20 protein-coding genes are annotated in these 22,299 nt (G+C 57.9%); 13 read left to right on the top strand and 7 right to left on the bottom strand.

Going from position 1 to position 22,299, the window contains the following annotated elements:
- Window positions 1-436 precede the first annotated feature (436 nt).
- On the bottom strand, window positions 437-1,732 hold the full coding sequence (locus H6G62_RS20820) for a Zn-dependent hydrolase (protein ID WP_190498725.1): 1,296 nt from the start codon (window positions 1,730-1,732) through the stop codon (window positions 437-439).
- A 231-nt stretch (window positions 1,733-1,963) separates the two neighbouring features.
- On the bottom strand, window positions 1,964-2,863 hold the full coding sequence (locus tag H6G62_RS20815) for an alpha/beta fold hydrolase (RefSeq protein ID WP_190498723.1): 900 nt from the start codon (window positions 2,861-2,863) through the stop codon (window positions 1,964-1,966).
- Window positions 2,864-3,076: 213 nt separating this feature from the next.
- On the opposite strand from H6G62_RS20815, the gene H6G62_RS20810 reads away from it, so the two are divergent.
- Complete coding sequence (locus tag H6G62_RS20810) at window positions 3,077-3,769, top strand: GAP family protein (protein ID WP_190498722.1); 693 nt, start codon at window positions 3,077-3,079, stop codon at window positions 3,767-3,769.
- Window positions 3,770-3,775: 6 nt separating this feature from the next.
- Here H6G62_RS20810 and H6G62_RS20805 read toward each other — a convergent pair whose 3' ends face one another.
- Entirely contained in the window at window positions 3,776-4,750 is a 975-nt protein-coding gene (locus H6G62_RS20805) for a zinc ABC transporter substrate-binding protein (protein ID WP_190498720.1), read from the bottom strand.
- A gap of 117 nt (window positions 4,751-4,867) precedes the next feature.
- On the opposite strand from H6G62_RS20805, the gene H6G62_RS20800 reads away from it, so the two are divergent.
- Together H6G62_RS20800 and H6G62_RS20795 are read left to right on the top strand one after the other, a co-directional pair.
- Window positions 4,868-5,644, top strand: a complete 777-nt coding sequence (locus H6G62_RS20800; RefSeq protein WP_190498718.1) for a metal ABC transporter ATP-binding protein — start codon at window positions 4,868-4,870, stop codon at window positions 5,642-5,644.
- Window positions 5,634-6,497: a metal ABC transporter permease gene (locus tag H6G62_RS20795; RefSeq protein ID WP_190498716.1), complete on the top strand. Its 864-nt coding sequence runs from the start codon at window positions 5,634-5,636 to the stop codon at window positions 6,495-6,497. Before H6G62_RS20800 ends, H6G62_RS20795 begins: the two co-directional genes overlap by 11 nt.
- Here H6G62_RS20795 and H6G62_RS20790 read toward each other — a convergent pair.
- Window positions 6,451-7,170, bottom strand: a complete 720-nt coding sequence (locus tag H6G62_RS20790; protein ID WP_190498714.1) for a Coq4 family protein — start codon at window positions 7,168-7,170, stop codon at window positions 6,451-6,453. The two genes, H6G62_RS20795 and H6G62_RS20790, sit on opposite strands and share 47 nt — an antisense overlap.
- A 258-nt stretch (window positions 7,171-7,428) precedes the next feature.
- Between H6G62_RS20790 and H6G62_RS20785 the strand changes: the two genes are divergently transcribed.
- From H6G62_RS20785 to H6G62_RS20755, 7 genes are all read left to right on the top strand, one after another.
- Entirely contained in the window at window positions 7,429-7,998 is a 570-nt protein-coding gene (locus H6G62_RS20785; RefSeq protein ID WP_190498712.1) for a PadR family transcriptional regulator, read from the top strand.
- Between the two features lie 295 nt (window positions 7,999-8,293).
- Complete coding sequence (locus H6G62_RS20780) at window positions 8,294-9,331, top strand: M20/M25/M40 family metallo-hydrolase (protein WP_190498710.1); 1,038 nt, start codon at window positions 8,294-8,296, stop codon at window positions 9,329-9,331.
- A 337-nt stretch (window positions 9,332-9,668) separates the two neighbouring features.
- Entirely contained in the window at window positions 9,669-10,133 is a 465-nt protein-coding gene (locus H6G62_RS20775; RefSeq protein ID WP_190498708.1) for a CBS domain-containing protein, read from the top strand.
- Window positions 10,134-10,193: 60 nt separating this feature from the next.
- Entirely contained in the window at window positions 10,194-11,132 is a 939-nt protein-coding gene (menA, locus tag H6G62_RS20770; protein ID WP_190498706.1) for a 2-carboxy-1,4-naphthoquinone phytyltransferase, read from the top strand.
- A 207-nt stretch (window positions 11,133-11,339) separates the two neighbouring features.
- Window positions 11,340-12,464: an o-succinylbenzoate synthase gene (gene menC, locus H6G62_RS20765; protein WP_242052194.1), complete on the top strand. Its 1,125-nt coding sequence runs from the start codon at window positions 11,340-11,342 to the stop codon at window positions 12,462-12,464.
- Window positions 12,461-13,915, top strand: coding sequence for an AMP-binding protein (locus H6G62_RS20760; protein ID WP_190498704.1), 1,455 nt, complete (start codon window positions 12,461-12,463; stop codon window positions 13,913-13,915). Before menC ends, H6G62_RS20760 begins: the two co-directional genes overlap by 4 nt.
- Window positions 13,916-13,917: 2 nt before the next feature.
- Window positions 13,918-14,094 carry a hypothetical protein gene (locus H6G62_RS20755; RefSeq protein ID WP_242052193.1) on the top strand — a complete coding sequence of 59 codons (177 nt, stop codon included), beginning with the start codon at window positions 13,918-13,920 and terminating at the stop codon, window positions 14,092-14,094.
- Here the strand turns inward: H6G62_RS20755 and H6G62_RS20750 are convergent.
- Window positions 14,091-14,465, bottom strand: coding sequence for a TetR/AcrR family transcriptional regulator C-terminal domain-containing protein (locus H6G62_RS20750; RefSeq protein WP_190498702.1), 375 nt, complete (start codon window positions 14,463-14,465; stop codon window positions 14,091-14,093). The genes H6G62_RS20755 and H6G62_RS20750 overlap by 4 nt on opposite strands.
- Window positions 14,466-14,606: 141 nt before the next feature.
- On the opposite strand from H6G62_RS20750, the gene H6G62_RS20745 reads away from it, so the two are divergent.
- Window positions 14,607-15,497 (top strand): ABC transporter permease, encoded by an 891-nt coding sequence (locus H6G62_RS20745; protein ID WP_242052192.1) that lies wholly within the window; start codon window positions 14,607-14,609, stop codon window positions 15,495-15,497.
- A gap of 269 nt (window positions 15,498-15,766) precedes the next feature.
- Window positions 15,767-18,094, top strand: a complete 2,328-nt coding sequence (locus tag H6G62_RS20740; protein WP_190498700.1) for a hypothetical protein — start codon at window positions 15,767-15,769, stop codon at window positions 18,092-18,094.
- 67 nt (window positions 18,095-18,161) lie between these two features.
- On the opposite strand, the gene H6G62_RS20735 is transcribed toward H6G62_RS20740, so the two are convergent.
- Both H6G62_RS20735 and H6G62_RS20730 read right to left on the bottom strand, forming a co-directional pair.
- Entirely contained in the window at window positions 18,162-19,715 is a 1,554-nt protein-coding gene (locus tag H6G62_RS20735) for an NAD(P)/FAD-dependent oxidoreductase (protein ID WP_190498698.1), read from the bottom strand.
- 259 nt (window positions 19,716-19,974) lie between these two features.
- A complete protein-coding gene (locus tag H6G62_RS20730; protein ID WP_242052191.1) occupies window positions 19,975-20,856 on the bottom strand; it encodes a choice-of-anchor L domain-containing protein in 882 nt (293 codons plus the stop codon).
- A gap of 643 nt (window positions 20,857-21,499) precedes the next feature.
- Between H6G62_RS20730 and H6G62_RS20725 the strand changes: the two genes are divergently transcribed.
- Complete coding sequence (locus tag H6G62_RS20725; protein ID WP_190498696.1) at window positions 21,500-22,138, top strand: trimeric intracellular cation channel family protein; 639 nt, start codon at window positions 21,500-21,502, stop codon at window positions 22,136-22,138.
- Window positions 22,139-22,299 lie beyond the last annotated feature (161 nt).

The following is a 22,299-nucleotide window of genomic DNA, read 5'->3' as shown; positions in this document are numbered from 1 at the left end:
CTGACTTGAACAAAATTGAGAAGTTTTGGGCACGGATCAAGCACTACGTGCGAAAGACCTTGCACCAGTTTGACACCTTGTGGGATGCCCTCGACAATGCCTTCCGCGTATTGTCCTAACCTGCCTGCGGGCTGCTATAATGGCTTGATGATAACCCTAACCTAGGATGCTCAATGTTGCCCTGGGTGGCCTTCATGCGATGGGGTCAGGGGGCTTGTTTGGTGAAATCGATTCCTAGGGCGCTGTGGGGCGCACAGTACTGAAAATACTCCTAGAGGGGTTCTGGCGGGGAATGCGTTGCATTCTAGCCAAAACTGCGTGAACGGAGAAGCTCCCGCCATACGTGAAGCGTTAGCGGGATGAGCGTCAATGAGCCCAGTCACTAGGCCCCCATCCCAAGGCGGATCCCCAGCATCTGGCTTTGATGATCGACCACCTAGCTATAGTGCTGGTCTAAGCGCAGTAGGGTTTCGAGCAGCACGTTGGCCCCCTGGGTGCATTGGTCGGGGGAGGTGTATTCCACCTCGGAGTGGCTGAAGCCGCCCTCGCTGGGCACAAAGATCATGCCCATGTCGGTGAAGCGGCCAATTTCCAGGGCGTCGTGTCCGGCGCGGCTGGGCATCGGAATAGAACTCAGGCCCAGGGTGGTGCAGACTTCCGCAATGGTGGACTGGATGTGGGGGGCGGCGGGGCTGGGGGCCACATTGAGCTGGGGCAGAATTTCGATGTGGGTGTGGGTGCGTCGGGCGATGGCGACGAGTTCGATTTTGAGGTCATTCACCAGTTTGTCGATCACGTCTTGATCGAGATCCCGCACATCCAAACTGGCCACCACCTTACCGGGCACAATGTTGGCGGCGTTGGGCGACACCTGCAACGCTCCCACGGTGGCGACCCGCTGCCCCGGTGGTTCGGTGGCCAGTTGATTCACAGCCAGCACCACCTGGGCGGCGGCAACCAGGGCATCCTGGCGCAGATCCATAGGTGTCGTTCCGGCATGGTTGGGCCGTCCGGTAATTTGAATTTGGTAGCGCTGCATCCCCACCACCCCTTGCACCACGCCGATTTGGGCCTTGTCGGTTTCTAGCACCCCCCCCTGCTCCACATGGAGTTCCACAAAGGCGCACACTTCCCCACGGGTGCGGCGGGCCAGGGCAAGGCGGCTCCAGTCGCCCCCCACCTGCTGAACGCATTGATCGATGGGATGGCCATCCTTGCGGCGATAGTCCGTCACTTCCAAAGACGCCGTTCCGGCCATGGCGCGGCTGCCGATCATGGTGTCTTCCTCGTCGGCAAAGACAATCACCTCGAAGGGATGATCCAACTGGAGGCTGTGCTCTTGCAGGGTGCGGGCCACTTCGAGTCCGGCCAACACGCCCAAACATCCGTCAAACTTGCCGCCGCAGGGCACCGTGTCAATGTGGGAACCCGTGGCCAATGCCGGAAGCTCCAACCGTCCCGGCAAGCGCCCAATCATGTTTCCCGCCGTGTCTAGCCGCACGGTCATCCCGGCTTCAATCATCCAGCGCCGCACCAGTTCCCGCCCCTGCACATCCTCCGGGCTAAAGGCCAGCCGACAGATACCGCCGTTGTCCATTTGGCCAATGGCCGCGAGGTCGTCCAGGCTTTGGTTGAGGCGCTTGCCGTTCACATGCAGCACGGGTTGACCATGGTGAACCGCCTGATCTGGGGCAGATTGACCTTGGGCGTGGAGGGTGGGCAGGGTGGTCATAGGAGTTCGGGGTAAGGGGTAGAGGGGAAAGCGGGTAACGAGATTCAGACGATGGAGGCTGGATGCCGATAGATCAGAGTTTATAGGGATCAGAATTTAGGAAATGTTAGCAGGTGCGCCTAGGGAACGGCTGCTTTGTATACCGTCCATTGTATACATTCACAGCCCACCCCCCCCTCGGTAACGGCTAGGGATCAGAACAGGGGCTGAGGCACCGGGACAGCAGAGAGCTTAGGCCACCACGGGTTCCAGGGTTCCCAGCCAGTCGAGCAGGAGCGGATTCACCACATCGGGCCGTTCGTCGTGGGGGCAGTGCCCGGTGTCGGGGATGCTGTGGAAGGTGACAGCCTTACTGGGGTCGTCCGCCAGTTGGCGATAGAGTGTGGCTCCTTGGATGGGCGTCCAGGGGTCATTTTCGCCCCAGAGGACGAGGAGGGGTTGGGCAATGGTGGGCAGCAGGTCGCTGGGTTTTGGCCCTGGGGGCGCGGTGACGATGGAGGCAAACACCTTTTGGGCGTTGGGCTGGCAGGCGGGGGCGTAGATCATCTCCACCAGGTCATCGGTGATGGCGGCGCGATTGCGGTAGACCTGCTTGAGGGAACTGCGAATCCGGCCCTTGCGACGCACCTGGTTAAACACCAGCGGCCCCACGGTTTCAGAACTCACCAGCCAGGTAAAGGCTTCCATGACCCAACTGAGGGGCGGGTGCATTTCTTCGGGGCGATGGTTTAGCCCCCCGGCACAGTTCAGCACGGCCCCAGCACGGGCGGTTTCGGGATGGTTGGCCAACATCATCAGGGTCAACAATCCGCCGATGGAATTGCCCACATAGACCGCTGGAATCTGCACCAATTCGGCCCAAAAGTCGTAGAGCAGGGCTTGCCAGAGGTCTAGGCTGTAGTCCAACACGGGCTGATCCGAGGCCCCAAAACCAAGTAAATCCAGGGCATAGACCCGATACCCCGCCTCCGCTAGCACCGGAATATTCTTGCGCCAGTGCCCCAAAGAAGCCCCAAACCCGTGGATCAACACCAACGGCTGACCGTGACCCTGCACGGTGTAGGTAATAGTGTGATCTCGCCATGGCCAGGTGCGAGTTTCTAGGACGGCCATCGTCAGTTCTGCAACCATAATTCAGGGAATTCGGAGAATAGGGGGATTTTAGGACTAGGCCAACGTACCGTAGGATAGGCACCGCCCATCAATCCAGCACCGTCGAAAGAACGTCCATCAGAACGCTCCCTAGACCTAATTGTAAAGAAATATCACTGTTTATGATATGGCTTTATCCTACTCCAGCCATAGACTGAGAAGCGTCTGACCAACCTATCCCAGTTTTGCCCCATGCCGCCGACTAGCCTCCTCCTTGATCTCCTTCCCCTCATGCTGGGCGCGGCCCTGGCTCCTCTGTGGCTGATTATCTTGCTGCTGATTTTGCAGAGTCGGCGGGGATTGGTGAAGGCCACCGCCTTCGTAGCGGGCATTACCCTGGTACGGTTGCTTCAGGGCTGGCTGTTTGGCTATGTGTTGGGGCAGGCCAGTGTGCTGGCCGAATCCAACGTGCCCCGGCTGATCATGGCGATGTTGCTGATGGCCCTAGGGCTGATGCTGCTGATTTCGGCCCTCAAATCCTTGGTCAACGCCCCCGACCCCGACGCGCCGCCGCCCAAGTTGTTTCAGCAAATTGACCAGGCCAAACCCCTAAAACTGCTGGGCATTGGCATCATGCTTACGTCCATTGCCCCTAAGTTTTGGGTGTTTACCCTGGCCGCCCTGGGCATCATTCGCGAGGCCAACTTAGACAGTTTTGCCGCCGCCCTCACCGCCTATGGCATCTACATTCTGGGGGCACAGGCACTCTTGCTGCTGCCCCTGCTGCTTTATGCCCTAGTTCCCGGCCCCGCCAGTGGCCTCCTACGGGCGCTGAACGAATGGCTGACCAGCAACCAGCGGGTGATTGGACTGGTGGTGTCGCTGCTGTTTGGGACGCTCTTTTTCTGGAAGGGCTGGAACAACTTCTGGGCCATCACGTTTTAGGGCGTGCTAGGGCGCTGAGGTCAGGGTGCCGCCCAGGTTGGTGACAATGGCGCGAGTGTTGGCGGCCATCATGCGCAGATAGCTGTCCCCCTCACTGCCCGGTTCACCGATGGAGTCGGCGTAGAGTTCTTGATCGGCTAGGGTCACTCCGGCCTCCTGGGCCACGGTGGTGATCAGTTGGGGATTGATAGTGGTTTCGGCAAAGATGGCGGGTACTCCCAAATTGCGAATCACCGTCACGAGTTGCTGCACCGTTTGGGCGCTGGGTTGTTCCTCAGTGCTAATGCCGATCAGGGTGCCCACCACCGATAGGCCGTAGGCGTTGGCGTAGTACTGAAAGGCATCGTGGGTGGTAACGAGCTGGCGCTGGTTGAGGGGAATGGTGGCGGTCTGCGTCCCAATCCAGTCGTGCAGTTGATTGAGTTCTTCTATGTAGGTAGCGGCGTTGTCGGTAAAGGTGGCTTGATGTTCGGGGGCCAGGGCAATCAGTTCATCCCGAATGGCCTCCACCATGGGCACCACATTGCTCACATCGCCCCACCCATGGGGGTCGGGCAGGGTTTGTCCGCTGTCCTCCAGATCCAGGGGCGGCACCACTTCCCCCACCGCCAACCGCTGGGCATTGGCCCCCGCCGCATTCAACAGCCGAATCAGACCGGGCTCTAGGTTATAGCCATTGTAGAGAATCAAATCCGCCTGTTCAAAGGCCACGCTGTCGGCAGGGACGGGCTCGTAGACGTGGGGATCCATACCGGGCTGGAGAATGCTGGTGAGTTCGATTTGGTCGCCACCAATCTGCTCGGCCCAGTCGGCAACTAGGGTGTTGGTGGCCACTACGGAGGGTTTTCCGGCTTCAACACCTGTCCCGGCAGTCCCCTGTTCGCCAGCGTCGCAGCCGACTAATCCTGCCCCAACGACTGATAACAGCAGGGCCAAGGCTCGATAGCGTGGGGCTAGGGGGACATTAACAATTCGTTGCATGGGCTACATTTCATATTCGTTTCATTTTTACGGTACAATATTTTTCATAATCGTTTCATTTTTGAACGCGCCCTTTTCTAGGATCATCCCCCGCTCGGCAATCTTTGGAGATTTCCCATGGCACCCCGTTCCCGTCGTTCCCGTCCCTCCACGCCCCAAGGTACCGCCCAAATCACCGTGGATCACCTCACGGTCAACTACCGTGATACTCAGGCGTTGCGGAATATTAACCTGACGGTGCGGCCCGGTCGGTTGGTGGGGATTTTTGGCCCCAACGGTGCGGGCAAGAGCACCCTGATGAAGGCCATGCTGGGCCTACTTCCGGTGGTGACGGGGCGGGTCGTCTATGGCGATGATCTACTGTCCCATCAACTGGATCGGGTGGCCTACGTGCCCCAGCGGTCGCAGATTGACTGGACGTTTCCGGCCACGGTGTGGGATGTGGTGATGATGGGTCGGGTGAAACAGACGGGCTGGCTGAACCGCTTTTCCGTCACCAGCCGCCAGATCGCCAAGGATGCCCTGGATCGGGTGGGAATGCTGGAATATAAAGACCGCCCCATCGGTGCCCTATCCGGTGGGCAGCAGCAGCGGGTATTTCTCGCCCGTGCCCTGGCCCAGGAGGCGGAGATTTTCTGTTTTGATGAGCCTTTCGTTGGGGTAGATCAAAAAACCGAGGCGGTGATTTTCCAGATTTTCCATGAGCTAGCCAAGGCCGGAAAAACCGTCCTAGTGGTGAACCATGATCTGGGCGAATCGATCACCAATTTTGATCAAATTATCCTGCTTAATAAAGAACTGATCGCCACTGGCCCTCGCGAATGGGTGCTCACCCGCGACAACATGACCCGTGCCTACGGTGGCCACATTGGCTTCTTTGGCCATGTCGCCTAGTTTGGCCCTCCTGAACTGGTTCTATGAGCCGCTGCAATTTGCCTTCATGCAGCGATCCCTGGCGGTGGCGGTGATGGTGGGCATCATCTGCTCCGTCGTGGGCAGCTATTTAATGGTGCAGCGCCTCGCCCTGCTGGGGGATGCCATTAGCCATTCGGTGTTGCCCGGATTGGCCCTAGCCTTTTGGCTGGGGGTGAATATTTTTGTGGGAGCGTTCATCGCAGGGGTCATTAGCACGGTGTTGATCGCCTGGATTCACCGCCGCTCCCCCATTAAAGAAGACGCCGCCATGGGCATTGTGTTCTCCGCCTTCTTTGCCCTGGGGATTACGCTGATTACCGTTATTCCCAAAAACAAAAAAATTGACCTGAATCACTTTCTTTTTGGTAATATCCTCGGTGTTACCCCCGGAGACGTGCGGGATACGGCCATCATTACCGCCCTGGTGCTGCTGACGGTCGTTCTGTTGTACAAAGAACTCCTGTTCTACAGCTTCGACCCCCTCGGTGCCCAGGCCAGCGGCCTCCCCACCGGACGGCTCAACCTGGGCCTGATGGTGCTGATTGCCCTCACCGTGGTGGCCAGCATGAAGGTGGTGGGGGTCATCCTCGTCCTCGCCCTGCTGATTACCCCCGGCGCAACGGCCTACCTGCTGGTGCCTCGTATGCATCAAGTCATGATCCTAGGAGCCAGCATTGGGGTGATCTCCAGCCTCAGCGGCATGTACCTCAGCTACTACTTCAACCTGCCCTCCGGCCCCGCTATTGTGCTGGTGGCCTCTGGGTTCTTTGCCCTGGCCCTGCTGTTCAGCCCTCGCCACGGCCTGCTGACCCAGCGCCCCCGCCGTCCCTGAAAAAAGCCCCAAGCCCTAGGTCTTGCCGCACTACGCTGAGGGGAACATCCCAGCGAGATTCCAGGGGGTAGGCGATCACAGGCTGACTCCGAAGGCCCATCCTAAAGCCTCGCCCCAGCGCCCGCAGCAAAGACACCGTCCAGCGTGGATTGGTGAGGCTGAGGGGAACAAAGGACAACACAAAGACATTCAGCAAGTCGCGATACTGCACCACCGTATAGGCCGCTACTCCGAACTCCCCCACGGGAGAGGCATCAAACCCGGCGATGACGTGATAAATGTCGTGGCTAATGGCCATGCGCTGCTGTAACCAGGTTTCTCCGGGGTTTTTCCCAGGCCGAAAAGTTTGTGGATCAAAGCCGTAGTGCCGCATGTGGCGGGCATAGGATCCGCCAAGGGTGTGGGGTGGTAGTTGGCCCAGGGCGTCTAAATCCACGGCAATGGTGTGCCCCGTGAGTGCCGCAGCCTGTCGGGCTAATCGCCGCTCTACCCAATCCTGCCATTGGCTTTGGCGACCCGCCGCCAAAATATGCAGAATTCCCGTAGCTGGATGCGACAAAAACACCCGATAGGCCGCCCACAGTTCTCCCCAGTGGAGACCCGCTAGGGGCCACGGTTGGCATCGACCCCGATGGCGGCAACCTTGACCCCGCCTTGTACGCTGACTCACCATGGTTTGATCTCCTGAAGCGGATAGTTGACAGATGATCGCAAGACTCAAGACCGAAAGCGGGGGGCAATCTCACCTAGATGGCCTGTTGGATGCGGCCACCAGGCATAATGGATATGCCCCAAGTGAATATGCAACTTTTTGCATTTATAGCCCAATCTTAATATGCACAAAAGTGAATAGTCAATTCCTTTGACATTTACTGCTTTAATGGCTTAGTAAATAGTCATTGATTAAGCTCAATCCAATCTCCGTTTAGCCATGGCTCTATCCCACGCTATCCTTGCTGCCCTCACCGAATGCCCCTGTAGCGGCTACGATCTCGCCAAGCGCTTTGACGGATCCGTGGGCTTTTTTTGGCACGCCAGCCACCAGCAGATCTATCGCGAACTCACCAAGCTGGAAGAGCAAGGATTGATCACCGCCGAGGTGATCGCCCAAACCAGTCGCCCAGATAAAAAGCAATTCCATGTCACCCCGGCGGGGACGGAGTTCCTGCAAACCTGGATAGCTCAGCCCGCCAAGGGTTCACCCATTAAAGATGAGTTGCTGGTGAAGCTGTTTGTGGGCTATCTGGTGTCGCCTGCCACCCTCATCACCACCCTTCAGCAGGAACGCACCCAGCACGCAGCCACCCTGGCAGACTACCAATCCATTGAGCAGCAATACTTTGCCGATCCCGATGCCATTTCCCCCACCGGGCAGTTCCAATACCTCACCCTGCGCAACGGCATCCACTACGAAACGGCCTGGCTCACCTGGTGTGACGAAGCCCTGGCCATCCTCGGAACCATGGACGAAGATCGGAGGAATGGTGAAGGGGCCAGTTAATCAGGTGGCTATGGCCCTCCGCAACCCCTGAGGTGTCGCTGTAGTTCTCCTTAGTTAACGCGCTTAGGATGCAACACCGATGACTCAGATTTCCTTCAACCAAATCTTCTTTAACCAGATCGCCCCGCACAATACCGCCTGGAATGCCCCGATACCTGCCTTTAGCCAGGGCTGGGAAGAGCGGGGTTCGGGCCGATAGGGAGAGTACCGCAACGACCTAGCATCGGAGCCTTGAAAGGGTAGTCCTGACAGATTTAGGACTACCATCGAGGGTAGCGAAACGTAACCCATAGCCGTGACCTACGAACCCCTCTTTGCCCAAATTGCCGATCTGGTGCTGTGCCATTCCCCCAGCGGGGCCGAGACCGAGATTAACCAGCGCTTGATCACGCTGTTTTCTGACCTGGGGGTAGAGCATTGGCAAGATGAAGCCGATAACCTGATCGCCAAAATTCCCGGTCGCGACCTCAATCGGGCCATTGCCATTACCGCCCACAAGGACGAAATTGGGATGCTGGTGAAGACCATCTACGCCGATGGCCGCCTGTCGGTTCGCAAATTGGGGGGCGCGTTCCCCTGGGTCTATGGCGAGGGCGTAGTGGATGTGCTGGGGGATGAGGCGGCTGTCCTTAGCGGCATTCTCAGCTTTGGGTCGCGCCATGTGTCCCACGAATCGCCCCAGAAGGCCCAGCAGGAAACCCAACCCGTCACCTGGGAAACCGCCTGGATTGAAACCAAGCGCACCCCGGCAGAACTGGCGGAGGCAGGCATTCGGGCCGGAAGTCGGGTGGTGGTGGGCAAGCATCGCAAGGCTCCCTTTCGCATGGGCGACTACATCGCCAGCTACACCCTCGATAACAAGGCATCTTTGGCCATTTTGCTAGACTTGGCGGCGCGGCTGAAGGAACCGCCCGTCACCGTGTATCTGGTGGCTTCTGCTAAAGAAGAAGTAGGTGCCCTAGGAGCGCTCTATTTCACCCAGCGGCAGCGCCTCGAAGCCCTGATTGCCCTAGAAATTTGCCCCCTGTCCTCGGAATATGCCATCCAACCGGGCGATATTCCGGTGCTGCTGTCCCAGGATGGCTACGGCATCTACGACGAAGGACTGAACCACGAACTGCGCCTTGCCGCCACCCGCTCCGGGGCACCCATCCAGCAGGCGGTGATTAGCGGCTTTGGTAGCGATGCCTCCATTGCCATGAAGTTTGGCCATGTGGCGCGGGCCGCTTGCCTGGGCTTCCCCACCCACAACACCCACGGCTACGAAATCGCCCACCTCGGCGCAATTTCCCACTGCACCGACATCCTAGAGCGCTACTGTAACGACCTGTGACAGCGCCAAAGCCAGGGGTAAACCTTCCATAAAATGAAATTAGGTACAGGTTGCGGCGATCCTAGCCTTAGACGATCCCAAGGCCCCGTTGCTCTTAGGTTAGCCCTCCCAAGGGATAAGGGAAACTTCGAGAACCTTTCCGGCCCCCCTCTCCTCCCTGGGAGAGGGGTTGGGGGTGAGGGCCAAGGGGATCTGGAGTGAGAGCCAGTCTTGCGGTGGGCAATGTCCCTCCTACAGGCTTCCGACCCCCCTCTCCTCCCTGGGAGAGGGGCTGGGGGTGAGGGTCAACCGAGGCTAACCTATTGCCAAGTAATGTTTTGTGAGGTCAAGGAATCCTATGGCGAAAACCGTTGCTGATGTAATGACGGCGAATCCGGTTTCGGTCAAGCCGGAGGCCAACCTAGAGGACGCCATCAAGCTCTTGGCCGAGCATCATATCGGTGGGCTGCCTGTGATTGATGATAGCGGCGCACTGGTGGGCATTTTGTCAGAATCTGACCTAATGTGGCAGGCCACGGGGATGGAGGTTCCGGCCTACGTGGTGCTGCTGGACAGCGTGATTTACCTAAAAAGCCCCAAAAAATATAACGAGGAACTCCACAAAGCCCTCGGCCAATCCGTCAAAGAGGTGATGACCGCCAAGGTGATTACCATCAGCCCCGACAAATCCATGCGGGAAGCGGCCCACCTGATGCACGACAAACGCATTCGTCGCCTGCCCGTGGTCAACGACCAGGGGGAACTGGTGGGCATCCTCACCCGTGGCGACATTGTGCGAGAAATGGCCAACGCCGAGGATTAGCGGGATCATGGTCTGGGGGGTGGCTTAGCGATATGCTGAAACTGTAGTAATGGCAAGGCTATGACCACCCGTTCGGCGAAATCTTCGACCCAATCCACCACCCAACCCGCCACCCGCAAGCTCTGGCTGGCGGCGGCCAAACCGCCCATGTATAGCGTAGCCATTATGCCCATTTTGGTGGGTAGTCTGGTGGCCTATGCCGAAACGGGGCAGTTCATCGCACCCATTTTCGGGCTATTTTTTTGGTCAGCTATTTTCATTCTGGCTTGGGAAAACCTCAGCAACGATGTATTCGATTCGGAAACGGGCATTGACGTCAACAAAGCCCACTCCGTCGTCAATCTCACCCGCAACAAGGGCCTGGTGTTCGCCCTGGCCAACGGCTTTCTGGCCCTAGGCATTTTGGGTATCCTCGCCATTGCCTTTTATCAGCAAGACCCCACGGTGTTGGTCATCATTGCCCTCTGCTGCTTCCTGGGCTATTGCTACCAGGGGCCACCCTTTCGGCTCGGCTACCAGGGTTTGGGGGAATTCCTCTGCTTCTTTAGCTTTGGGCCGCTGGGAGTCGGTGCCGCCTACTATAGCCAAACCCAGGGCTGGTCTTGGGGTAGCCAAATGGCCGGAATTTTTGTCGGACTCACCACCACCCTGGTGCTGTTTTGCTCCCACTTCCACCAGGTTGAGGATGACATTGCCGCCGGAAAACGCTCCCCCATTGTGCGGATGGGCACCCAACGAGGGGCGCAATTAGTCCCCATCCTTGCAGGTTCGGCCCTCGCCACCGTGGCCCTGGCAATCCTGATGGGCTGGTTCCCGGTGTGGACAGCTCTGGCTTTCCCTAGCGCCCTCTCTGCTTGGAAGCTGAGCCGCCATGTTCGTCGCCACCACCATCAGCCCCAAATCATTAGCAACGCCAAGTTCTATGCCATCGGCTTCCACTTTTGGAGCGGCGTTTTGCTCAGCCTAGGTTTTTTGCTCAGCACTCGATTCACGGCCTAGGCTAGGTGGGGTGGACGAGGAGACCACGCTCCTACGGTTGGGTGGGTCTGGAATTGGGGGCCTGGGATTCGGATTTGAGAGAACCAGATCTCCTAGTTGATGGACAAACCTTGCCAGAACCCAGATCTGTCCAAGGGTCAGGAGACCTGCCCCCTACAGGATCTCAATACTGTAGGGGGCAGGTTGCCGCGCCCGGTGCAGACTCTTTTGTCAGTCATCCCCATGCGCTTAGAGATTCGCCCCTACCAACGCCCTTTTCGCAACCCGCTACAAACTGCCCACGGTCTCTGGTTTGTGCGAGAAGGAATTATCCTACGGCTGACAGATGACGAAGGCCCCATCGGCTACGGCGAAATTGCCCCCATCCCCTGGTTTGGCACCGAAACCCTCCGCCAAGCCCTCACCTTTTGCCAGTCCCTAGAACAACACTTCTGGCAAAATCGCGTCACTCTAACCGAGACCGAGATTCCGCCCAACCTCCCCGCCACCCAATTCGGCCTCGCCTCCGCCTGGGCCAATCTTCAGCTTTCCCGCACCTCCCCCCATCTCCCTATCTCCCCATCTCCCCATCTCCCCATCTGCGGACTTCTCCCAGCCGGAAAAGCCGCCCTCACCACCTGGCCCCGGCTTTGGGAACAGGGCTTTCGCACCTTCAAATGGAAAATCGGCGTCACGGATATTGCCCAAGAATGCCGCTGGCTAGAAAACCTCATTACCCAACTTCCCCCCCAAGCCCGTTTGCGGCTTGATGCCAACGGTGGCCTCACGTTGTCCGAGGCGACTCAGCTTTTGGAACTGTGTGATCAGCTCAATCAAATTGGCCCTCACCCTAAATCCCTCTCCCGTGGAGAGAGGGACTTTGAAACAGATTCCGACTCCCCTCTCCTCCCTGGGAGAGGGGCTGGGGGTGAGGGCCAAATCGAGTGCCTCGAACAACCCCTTCCTCCCGATCAGTTCACCGAAATGCAGCATCTCGCCAAGCAATTCCGTACTCCCCTAGCGCTGGATGAATCCGTCGCCACCATCGCCCAGCTTGAGGAACATCAGCGGCGAGGCTGGAACGGGCTGTGGGTGGTCAAACCTGCCATTGCGGGCTGGCCGGATCGGCTGCGGCACTTTTGGCAGCAGCATTCTCCACCGATCATCTTTTCCTCGGTGTTTGAAACCCCTATGGGGCGGCAGGCGGCCTTGGCCTTGGCTCAGGAGTATGCCCAAGCAGTCCCCAATTCTCTGGCCCTCGGTTTTGGTACGCTGGGCTGGTTTGAGGACGATTGGGACACCCTAACCCCCGAACATCTCTGGGAGCGTCTATCGAGTCATGGGTCGCTATGAATTCAGCCATCCCAAATCCGTTAGGAAGTGATGCCTTGCACACCCTACCCAGCCTAGACGACACCCTACAACGCCGTTGGGGCGATCCTTGGTTATTGGGGGCCGAACCACTACCCATTTGGCCTGTAATTGACGAAATTTCTCAGAAATTAGAGATTCAGCGATCTAACCCGTGTTCCACGCCGTTACCTTCTCCGATGACGGCAATTTTGGTGGTTGAAATCGATTCAGTGCGGTGTTTGGCGGCGACCTTGGCCGGGTTGCAAAGGGGATTGACGGTAGCTCTCACGAATCCTCGGTGGGGCCAGCGGGAATGGCAGCAGGTGGATGCCTCGCTTCAGTCCGACCGCACTCAGTCTCTTTGTCCCGGTTGGGCCATTTACGCCGCCGATATTCCGTCTACCGAAACCCCCGAATTACTGATCGCCACCGGGGGCACCGGGGGGCAGATCAAATTCGCCCGCCACACCTGGAATACCCTAATGGCCTCAATTCAGGGGTTTCAGGCCCATTTTCAAGTTGACGTGGTAAACGCCTACTGTGTGCTGCCCCTGTACCATGTCAGCGGGTTGATGCAAGCCCTGCGTACCCTAGTTACCAACGGCCAACTCATCCTCCAGCCCTACACCGAGTTGAAACAGGGCAAAATGCTACCTCTGCCATCCGATGCCCCCGGCTTCTTGTCTCTGGTGCCCACCCAGTTGCAGGAATTGCTGAACCAAGGCGACACCTACTTGCCCTGGCTGCGGCAATTTCAGGCCATCCTCCTTGGCGGTGCGCCCCCTTGGCCTGCCCTCTTGTCCCAGTCGCGCACCTTATCCCTGCCCCTAGCCCCCACCTACGGCATGACCGAAACCGCCAGCCAAGTCGCCACCCTCCACCCTGCCGAATTTCTGGCCGGACAAACGGGTAGCGGTCGCCCCCTCTCCCACGCCACCCTCCACGTCCTCGATGATCACCACCAACCCCAGCCCCCCAACCAAACCGGACGCATCGCCATCACCACCCCTTCCCTTTTCAAGGGCTACCTAGGCGGCCCGACTCCCGACTCCCGACTCCCGACTCCCGACTTTCTCACCGATGATGTCGGCTACCTCGATGATCAAGGCTACCTCCATCTCCTCGGTCGCCACAGCACTACCCTGATTACGGGCGGCGAAAAGGTGCAGCCCGAAGAACTGGAGTCCTTGCTGTTGTCTGCTGACTTGGTGCAAGCCGTCTGCGTTGTGGGGGTGCCCGATGCCCGGTGGGGACAGGCGGTGTGTGCTCTGGTCGTACCGCAGGCTCAGGTGTCCCTGGCCCAATTAGCGGACTGGCTGATGCCTCAGGTGGTGGCCTACAAACGTCCTAAATATTGGATTGCTCTGGAGGCACTGCCCCAAACCCTCCAGGGAAAAGTGAATCGTCGCGCAGCCCTGGCCCTAGCCATGATGCTCTTCACTCGTACCTAGGGGTGTCATTGATCTCAGTGTGGGGCAACGTGGAAAATACGCTTGGCCTGCGCGATCAGGGCTTACTAGACTCGGCCTTGGCTCAGCCTATGGTCACCTTCGGCGGCGAGTGGTTGCATCCCACCCTGGTCGATCAGACGGCGGCGTACCTCTATCACTTCCGGTTCGCTCATTTCTAAGAAAGTTTCCGAGATTCTGGCCCGATCCGAGTCTCCGCCCCAACGAGAAGGCTGACAAGACCATCCACGAGGCGATCACCATCCACGGGAATGATGGCATCGCCGTGCATCAGCTTTTGGACGACGAGGTAGTGAACGAGGGTGCCGACAAAAACCCGTGCCGCGATAGCTGAATCCGCTAGGGGGACGTGGCGCTGGGCGGTTAAATAGAGGGTGAGTTGATCCAGGATGGGTTTTTGGATCTCGCGCACAAAGGTTTTGCCCAGTTCGGGGAAGCGCTCGGACTCGCCAATGATGAGCCGCACCAGGGTGATCAGGGGCGGGTTATTGGCAATGTTGTGAACGATTTGGCGGGCTCTTTGGCGCAGCACTTGGTCGGGGGGCGCTTGCAGATCGGCATCACCTCCTCGGCGGCACTGGTTTTTAGGCGTTTGCCCTGCCTGTCCCCCCCGCCCAGTTCTGCCCGCATCGCTCTTCTGGCATAATGAGGGTCGCCCCTCTTAACACCCCCCATGACCGTTACTCCCCGCCGCCGTTTGGCGCTGCCCCTGGTTGGCCCCAAGGCCACGGTGTCTAACACCCTTATGGTGGCGGGCTTGGTGATTACCCTGGCCTTTGTGGTCATCGCCCTCTCGGCCCCCTTGATGCAGTCCTGGGGCTGGCTCCAAGATCCCACCACGGCGCTGCAAAATCCCATCCACCAGCCGCCGGATAGCGCCCACTGGTTTGGCACTACCCGCCAGGGCTACGATATTTTTGCCCGCACCCTGTTTGGCAGTCGGGCGGCGTGGCAGGTGGTGCTGCTGGCCACGGCTCTGAGTGTGGTGATTGGGGTGCCCCTGGGCATGGTGAGCGGCTATCTGGGGGGGCGCTTGGATCGGGCGCTGCTGTTTTTTATGGATACCATCTACACCCTGCCGGGGCTACTGCTATCGGTGACCCTGGCCTTTGTGGTGGGGCGGGGGGTGGTGAATGCGGCCATTGCCCTCAGCATTGCCTACATTCCCCAGTATTACCGGGTGGTGCGCAACCACACCGTCAGCGTCAAGACCGAGTTGTTCATTGAAGCGGCCCAGGCCATGGGGGCCGACCCTTGGACGGTGCTGAGCCGCTACCTCTTCCTCAACGTGATCCAAAGCGTGCCCGTGTTGTTCACCCTCAATGCCGCCGACGCCATTTTGGTGTTGGGGGGGCTAGGTTTTTTGGGTCTGGGCTTGCCAGAACAAGTGCCCGAATGGGGGGCTGACATTCGCCAAGCCCTGGATGCCCTGCCCACGGGTATTTGGTGGCCCGCCCTCTTCCCTGGTCTTGCCCTCACCCTGATGGTGACGGGGCTCTCTCTGGTCGGTGAAGGGCTGAACGAACTGATGAACCCCCGTGATCGGCAGCGGATGGGACGTTAGCGATCATCAACATGGGTGAGATGGTTTAGATCGTCGCCAAATCGCAAAAACATCGCAGAAAACCCCGAAATATATCGCGGCTCTCCCATGGATGAGGTACATCTACGGCCTAGGAACAAGGGGCTAGGAACAAGGGGCTTAAGTCCCTTGTCTGTGTGCATCTCACTGAATCCGCCATATCGTAAACATTTCTGTAAGGCAACTCCCCACTCGCCCAGGTCACACGGTAGCCTAGGCACAGTGTTTTTAGTCCATGGGGGAACACAGCGATGGTTTTTCTTATACATCAGCTCGACAACCTGGACTATGACCAAGCCGAGCCGTTGCTCGACGACTACATTGAAGACGCCATAGAAGAATTTGCCGAATCTAAGGCGGGAAAGGCCCATATTCGGCTATATCCCGAAGGCGGCGGCTGGATTGAAACCTTTATTGAATTCGCCCTGCGCTACGGCGGCTACACCCTGCCCACCATGACCAAAAGCGAAGCCCAATCGGTGATGGAGGATTTTCTGCCGCGTCGGCTGGTGCTGACTGACCCCAGCGAAACCGACGACGCCATTCCCGAACTGGTGGCCTTTTGGACGTATCTACACGAGGTCTATCGGTTTCGTAGCGCTAGGGCAATTGCAAAATATCTGGAGTCCATTGAAGATCAGTTCCCTAAATGGATGTTTGACCCCAATCGGGGCGGCATGGCCAAACAACTGATGATGGAGGGTATGGCCAAGGGGTTTGATATGACCACCCAGGCAGGGATTCAGGCGTTTCAGGCCAGCCAGAGGGCCAGTCTTGGGTCGGCCTCAACCGATGATTCTAAGACTCAGAGGGCCAAGGCGAAGGGAGGTAAGTCCCAGGGAAGTCAGCCCCAGGGAGGCAAGACTCAGGGAATGAAGACCAAGCGCACCCAGGGTAAAACGCTGTCTGCGGGACTTCCCCCCCTGCCCCCAGTGATCCCCATGACCACGCCGCCCGACGATATGCAGGCCGCCTTCGACCGTCTGGGGATTGAACTACCCCCGGTGGGTACGCCCGTTAATCTGATGGCCCTGATGGAGCAGTTTTTGGCCGGGGTCGAACGCCTTGACCCAGAGGAAGCTGAGGCGTTTATTGAAGGTTTAGAGAACAGCACCTCCGACCTCCTAGGGCTAGACGATATTGACCTCGACGACGACCTCGACGAGGCTGATCCCATTGATACCCTCTTCTCCTCTGGCCAGGATCCCGTGGCCTCGCTACGGATGGCCGTGATGCACCACAACCTAGCCGCGACCCAACCCCTCTCGGAGGCGGATCGGCAGGTATTGCACGACCAAACCATCACCTCCACCCGCCCCGGCACCATCCTTCAAGATTTTCAGACCCTCCTAGACCTAGCCGCCAGCGAAGGCATTCCCGTCAGCGGCAAGCTCCAGCACTTTGCCATCAAGGTTCTGCCCGACCTCAACCAACGCCTCCGCCAGCCCCTCACCCTCGACATGCAGCGGCCCCAGCAAAAGTCCTACCCCAATCTGCACGGGCTCTACTTGCTGCTGCGGGCCACGGGGCTCACCACCATCGCCACCCAGGGCAAGCAACTGATCCTGGTCACCAACCCGGAGATCTATGCCTCCTGGCAAGCCCTGAACCCCACGGAGCAATATCTGTCGCTGCTGGAGGTGTGGTTTTTGCGCAGCCACCCCGAAATACTGGGCGAAGCGCGGTCTGGGCCGCTGCTGGTGGGGGATCGCTGCCTAACAAGCTGGCAAAGAATCGCGGAAAAAGCTGCGCTATCGGTGCCGGATTACTCCACGCAGCAAAACCTGGCCTACTACCCCGGCCTATACAACCTGGCTCTGATGGACATGTTTGGCCTGATTGCCATCACCCACGGCAAACCCGAATCGGGCAAAGGCTGGCGATTCAAGAAAATTCAGACCCAACCCTTTGGCAAAGCCCTTATGACCCTGCTGCGCTATGCCTACGATGCCGTGGCCTACGAATGGCCCGGTATGGCCAATCCTCTCCTGCCCCTGGGGGATTTCCAGCCCATTTTAAAAACCTACTTCCCAGAATGGCAGCGCTGTCTGGCGGTGCCTAGCCCCCCCTTTCAGGCAGGGCGCTACCTCTTCAAGGTCTCCCTGGGCAAGGTGTGGCGGCGCATTGCCATCTCCGCCGAAGCCACCCTCGACACCCTCAGTGATGCCATCCTCGACTCCGTCGATTTCGATCACGACCACCTCTACGAATTTACCTACAAAAGCCCCCTCGGTCGCACCCTCCGGGCCTGCCATCCCTACACGGACAGTGCCGACCTTTTTGCCACCGAAGTTTTCATCGGCAACCTGCCCCTGGCCGTGGGCGAAACCATGGACTACCTGTTTGATTTCGGTGACTGCTGGGAATTTAAAGTTGAACTAGAAGCCATCGAACCCGTGCCAGAGGCAGCCGCCAAGGGCTTTCAATCGGCCAAGGTCAAGACCAGCCAAGGCAAGGCTGCTAAAGGGAAACAAACAAAGGGCAAGACCAGCCCCGACAAACCGCCAAAGCTCAAGGTGGAAATTCTAGAAAGCCACGGTGAAGCCCCACAGCAGTACCCCAACATAGAGGATTGGTAGCCCTGGATATCGGGGCTAGGCGGCGGCGGATTGGTCATAGGAACTGTGGAACCCATTCGCGGCGGATTTAAGGAAGGGCAACTTGCAACACCGGACGCTGTTTTGTCACAGGCACCAACGTATTGGCTACGATCCACCCGCTGGCGGCTACGGCGGGTAGGCCAATGCCGGGGAAGGTGCAATCCCCCGTACACCACAACCCCGGCAAGGGCGTTTTGCCGCTGGGCACTAAGCCATCCTGCACCGAAATGGCAGGGCCATAGCTGCCGCGATACCGCCGCAAAAAGCGTTCGTGGGTGAGGGGTGTGCCCACCAGTTCCACCTCCACCCGTTGCCGCACGTCGGGAATCACCCGCTCTAGCGCTTGCCAGAGGGGTTCTGCCCGTTTTGCCTTCAGGGCAGCATATTCGGCACTGCGGCGATCTAGCCCCTGCCATAGCTCATAGGGTTCGGTGGCGGGGGTATAGACATGGATGGTGTGCTTGCCCGCTGGAGCTAGAGACGGATCGAGCACCGTGGGAATGGACATGACAATCAAATTGTGAGGGGCGGTGATGCCCAAATCCCAATCTTGCAGGGTGATGTAGTGGCAGGCCAGATCTTCCGGTAGACCCGTGGCATCAATGCCCAAGTGCAGGTGCAGGAAACTGGGACAAGTGGGCATCGCCTTACGTTCCACCACAAAGGAAGCGGGCAGCGCCCCCGCAGGCACTAGCGGCAAGGTATCCCAAATCGACGCATTGGAAACCACGGCAGTCCCAGCGGTAAGGATTTCTCCAGAGCGCAGCTTCACCCCCGTCGCTCGTCCGTTTTGCACCAGAATGTCCTGCACATGGGCACCCAATCGTAAGGTACCGCCAAATTTCTTCAGCCCCCTCACCAGGGCATTCACCAAGGCCGCACTGCCACCGATGGGGTAGTCCAGCGTTACCCCCGGTCGATACCACTCGGCAAACATAAAGGCCATTTCGGCGGTGCTGGTGCCCTCGGCGGGAAGCCCGGAGAGCAAGAAGCACAGCATATCCATCCAGTGGCGAATAAAGGGATCGGTGACGGTGCGGTTTAGGACGGTGCTGAAGGGCTGGCTAGACTGCGCTAAGGCGGTCGCATTTTGCAGCAGTTCCCAACCGTAGGGCAACACCGTTTGCAAGGCACCCCAATCCAGCCGCAGGATTGCCGGGGGAAGGGCCGTCGCCGCCCGTCCCAGGGGTGCCATTACCTGCTGAAGCCGTCGCCATTCCTGCACCGCTTTTTCGCCACGCACCCGCTGCAACACCTGGCAAAACTGATCATTGCCAATGGTCGTGTCAAAGTCGCCTTCGGGAATGCGCACGCCCCAGGTGTCGTAGTTGGCCCAGGTGAGGCTATCCGCTTCGTCAAGGGCATCTAGCACATGGCGAAGCGGATTCGTGGAAGGTCGCGAGGACAAACCCGAATAGAGCGACGGGCCAGAATCGAACCGGAACCCCTGCCGCTCAAAGCCGTGGGCCGCGCCGCCGGGGATGGTGTGGCTTTCGCAGATCGTCACCCGCAACCCGTATCGGGCCAGCAATGCCCCACAGCACAGTCCGCCGATGCCGCTGCCAATCACTATCACATCGGCATCCGCAGTCGTTGCCATCGAAGGATTTACGCCAGCCATCGCCTAGGGAACCCCCATAAAACATCGCCTAACGACATCATAGGGGGTTTCCCTAGCCCTCAATCCCTCTCCCTGGTTCATGAAGAAGGCCCAAAATCGCTATCCACCCAGATCCGTCAGGCCCAGCCCAGGCAACCATTCCCGATCAGGTTGGATATTCTGAGCACCAGGCAAAAAAACGAGGGGATCCACCTGGATCCCCTCGTAAGTTCCTTACGCCTCAAAAGAGACAACAAGCCTATTCTTCGGAAGTGAAGGTGCGGCGCTGACGACCGACCAAGGCGGCTCCAGCAATCCCCAGTAGCCCTAAGACTAATCCTGGTTCTGGCACGGTTGGCTTCACAACACCCACGGTTCCGCCCTTGATGAAGACGGCTGAGTCATAGATCCCATCAGACACATCAAAGATCTGAATACTTAGCGTATTGGTGGCATTTTGCAGCAAACTGCCCTGGAAGGTTAACGGTTTGGTGAAGCCGTCTAGCTTGGTGTTGAAGCTACCACTGCCGACCGGATTGTCAATATAGTCGGGGTGAAAGGGACCACTCGGAGCGGGAACCAGATTGTTGATCGACACCGTTTGCCCGTCGCTCAGCTTAGCGAGGTTAACCCCATTCAGGAGCAGGTTGAATCGATCATTATACTGACTACCCCCAAACTCTGGAAACTCATCAGAGCCAAAAACGTAGGTGAAGAAGAGATCGCTGACCGAATCAGAGGCAAAAAAGCTAATGTCAAGCTGGGCCAAGTCAAATGTATTGGCTGAGCCACCCCCCTCCCCAGGAACAAGACCAATCCCAGGCTGGTTTAAATTGGTGCTGAGATCATTCGACCCAAGGTTTGTCCCAGGAATTTGAGTGACCACACCTGTACTGAGCACCACCCCTGAGCCCAGGGAAAATGGATCAGCTGAGAACAAGCCGAACGCTTGGGGTGAGCCCGTCGAGCTAGCACTAAAACCACTCAATCCTGTTGTGTCTCCCAGCAGACTCGTCAAGAGGCTGTTGAGATCGTTTTCTTGCACAATTGTGAACGCAGATGCCGGAGCTACCCACGCCGTTGAGGCCGTTGCTACAGCTAGTAGACCTGCCATAGTCGTCGGTCGAAATACCCGTTGCATTTTGCAATTCCTCTGATATTTTTGCGAACCGTCCAAATGTTGAAGTGCATACCACTCCGCACACCATTCAGCGACGATCCGGGTAGGAAGCCAATGGCTTTTCCGGATCCGCAACTGGAACTGTCTCAGGCGATACGGTTTACGTTTTCCGAAACGACTGAAAGCCTTGCTGAACACGCATGCCAACTTGACTTGCCAAGCATAAACCCGGAAAAACCGCAAATCGCCTCTTCCATGAAGCCCAGACTATGCTATGCACGGACGCAGAAGCCATAAAAATGACTATCTTCATCAAAAAAACATAATTAATTAAGTGGCTTCCACCTTGCTTATTTAAGTTATTGAGCATTTCTTCATCTTAAGATAAGTGAATGTACTGATATTTTCAGGCACTATCAGGTATTTAAGCTTGCCAACTGAAGCTGAATTCTTTGATAAATCGAGGATGAACCCACCCGCCTGCATACCTTCCAGGAATATGATTTGCGATTCGACCTCGTAACTTTAGCCGCCCGCAGGGTAGAGGCTTGTTTCGACGATCAACCCAACGACTGGAATCTCCAGCCGATTAGTTTTGTCGGTCAACCAGGCACAATAGTCCTTGCCTGCACAATAGAATCCGTTGGCGATGGAGGGCACAGCAATGGAATATGCCTTAGCCCAGGTGGGGGTGGCGGTGTTTGCGATTTCGGGGGTATTATCGGCGGCACGGCAGCGGTTGGATATTTTCAGCGTGGTGGTGGTAGGTCTGCTAACGGCCATTGGCGGCGGCACCCTGCGAGACGTAATTTTGGATGTGCCCGTTTTTTGGCTGGTGGATCTGACCGCCTTTTGGATAGCACTGGGGGCATCCTTTGCTACGTTTTTGGGCTTTCGGTTTCTCCTCAAACTGCCGCCCCGGTTGCTGGCCTACCTGGATGCTATGGGGGTAGCGCTGTTCTCGATACAGGCCATTGACAAGACCCTGTCCCTGGATCATCCGGCCACAGTGGCGGTGGTGATGGGCCTGATCACCAGTATTGCCGGGGGCATTTTGCGGGATGTGGTCACCCATCGGCCCACGATGCTTCTGTCGCGAGAACTCTATGCCACTCCGATTGTGTTTGGGGGTATCCTCTATGTGCTGCTGTTGCAGGTAATTCCTTCTCCCCTGGGGCGCTCGGTGGCCATGGGGCTGATTTTTGGCCTTCGAGCCGTGGCCATCCGCTGGCAGTTGTTTCTGCCCCTGCGTCTCACCCTCAAGGTCGATCCCCACCCCTTTGAGGATTCCTCCAATGCTTAAATCGCCATCAGGCATCGCCATCAGGAATCACCATCAGGCTTAAACGGTTGTGTTCTCAGCTCGACTTTATCCATTTGATCCAAAAAGGAAAGCAGCAAGCAGAATTCAGATGAGGGTCTGAGGAACTTGCTGCGATGGAATTTATGTCGATGATGATAGCG

Source organism: Phormidium sp. FACHB-1136, from assembly GCF_014697375.1.
Taxonomy (GTDB): Bacteria; Cyanobacteriota; Cyanobacteriia; order Phormidesmidales; family Phormidesmidaceae; genus Nodosilinea.
The sequence above is the reverse complement of the archived record's forward strand: the minus strand, read 5'-3'. Positions and strand labels throughout refer to the sequence as shown.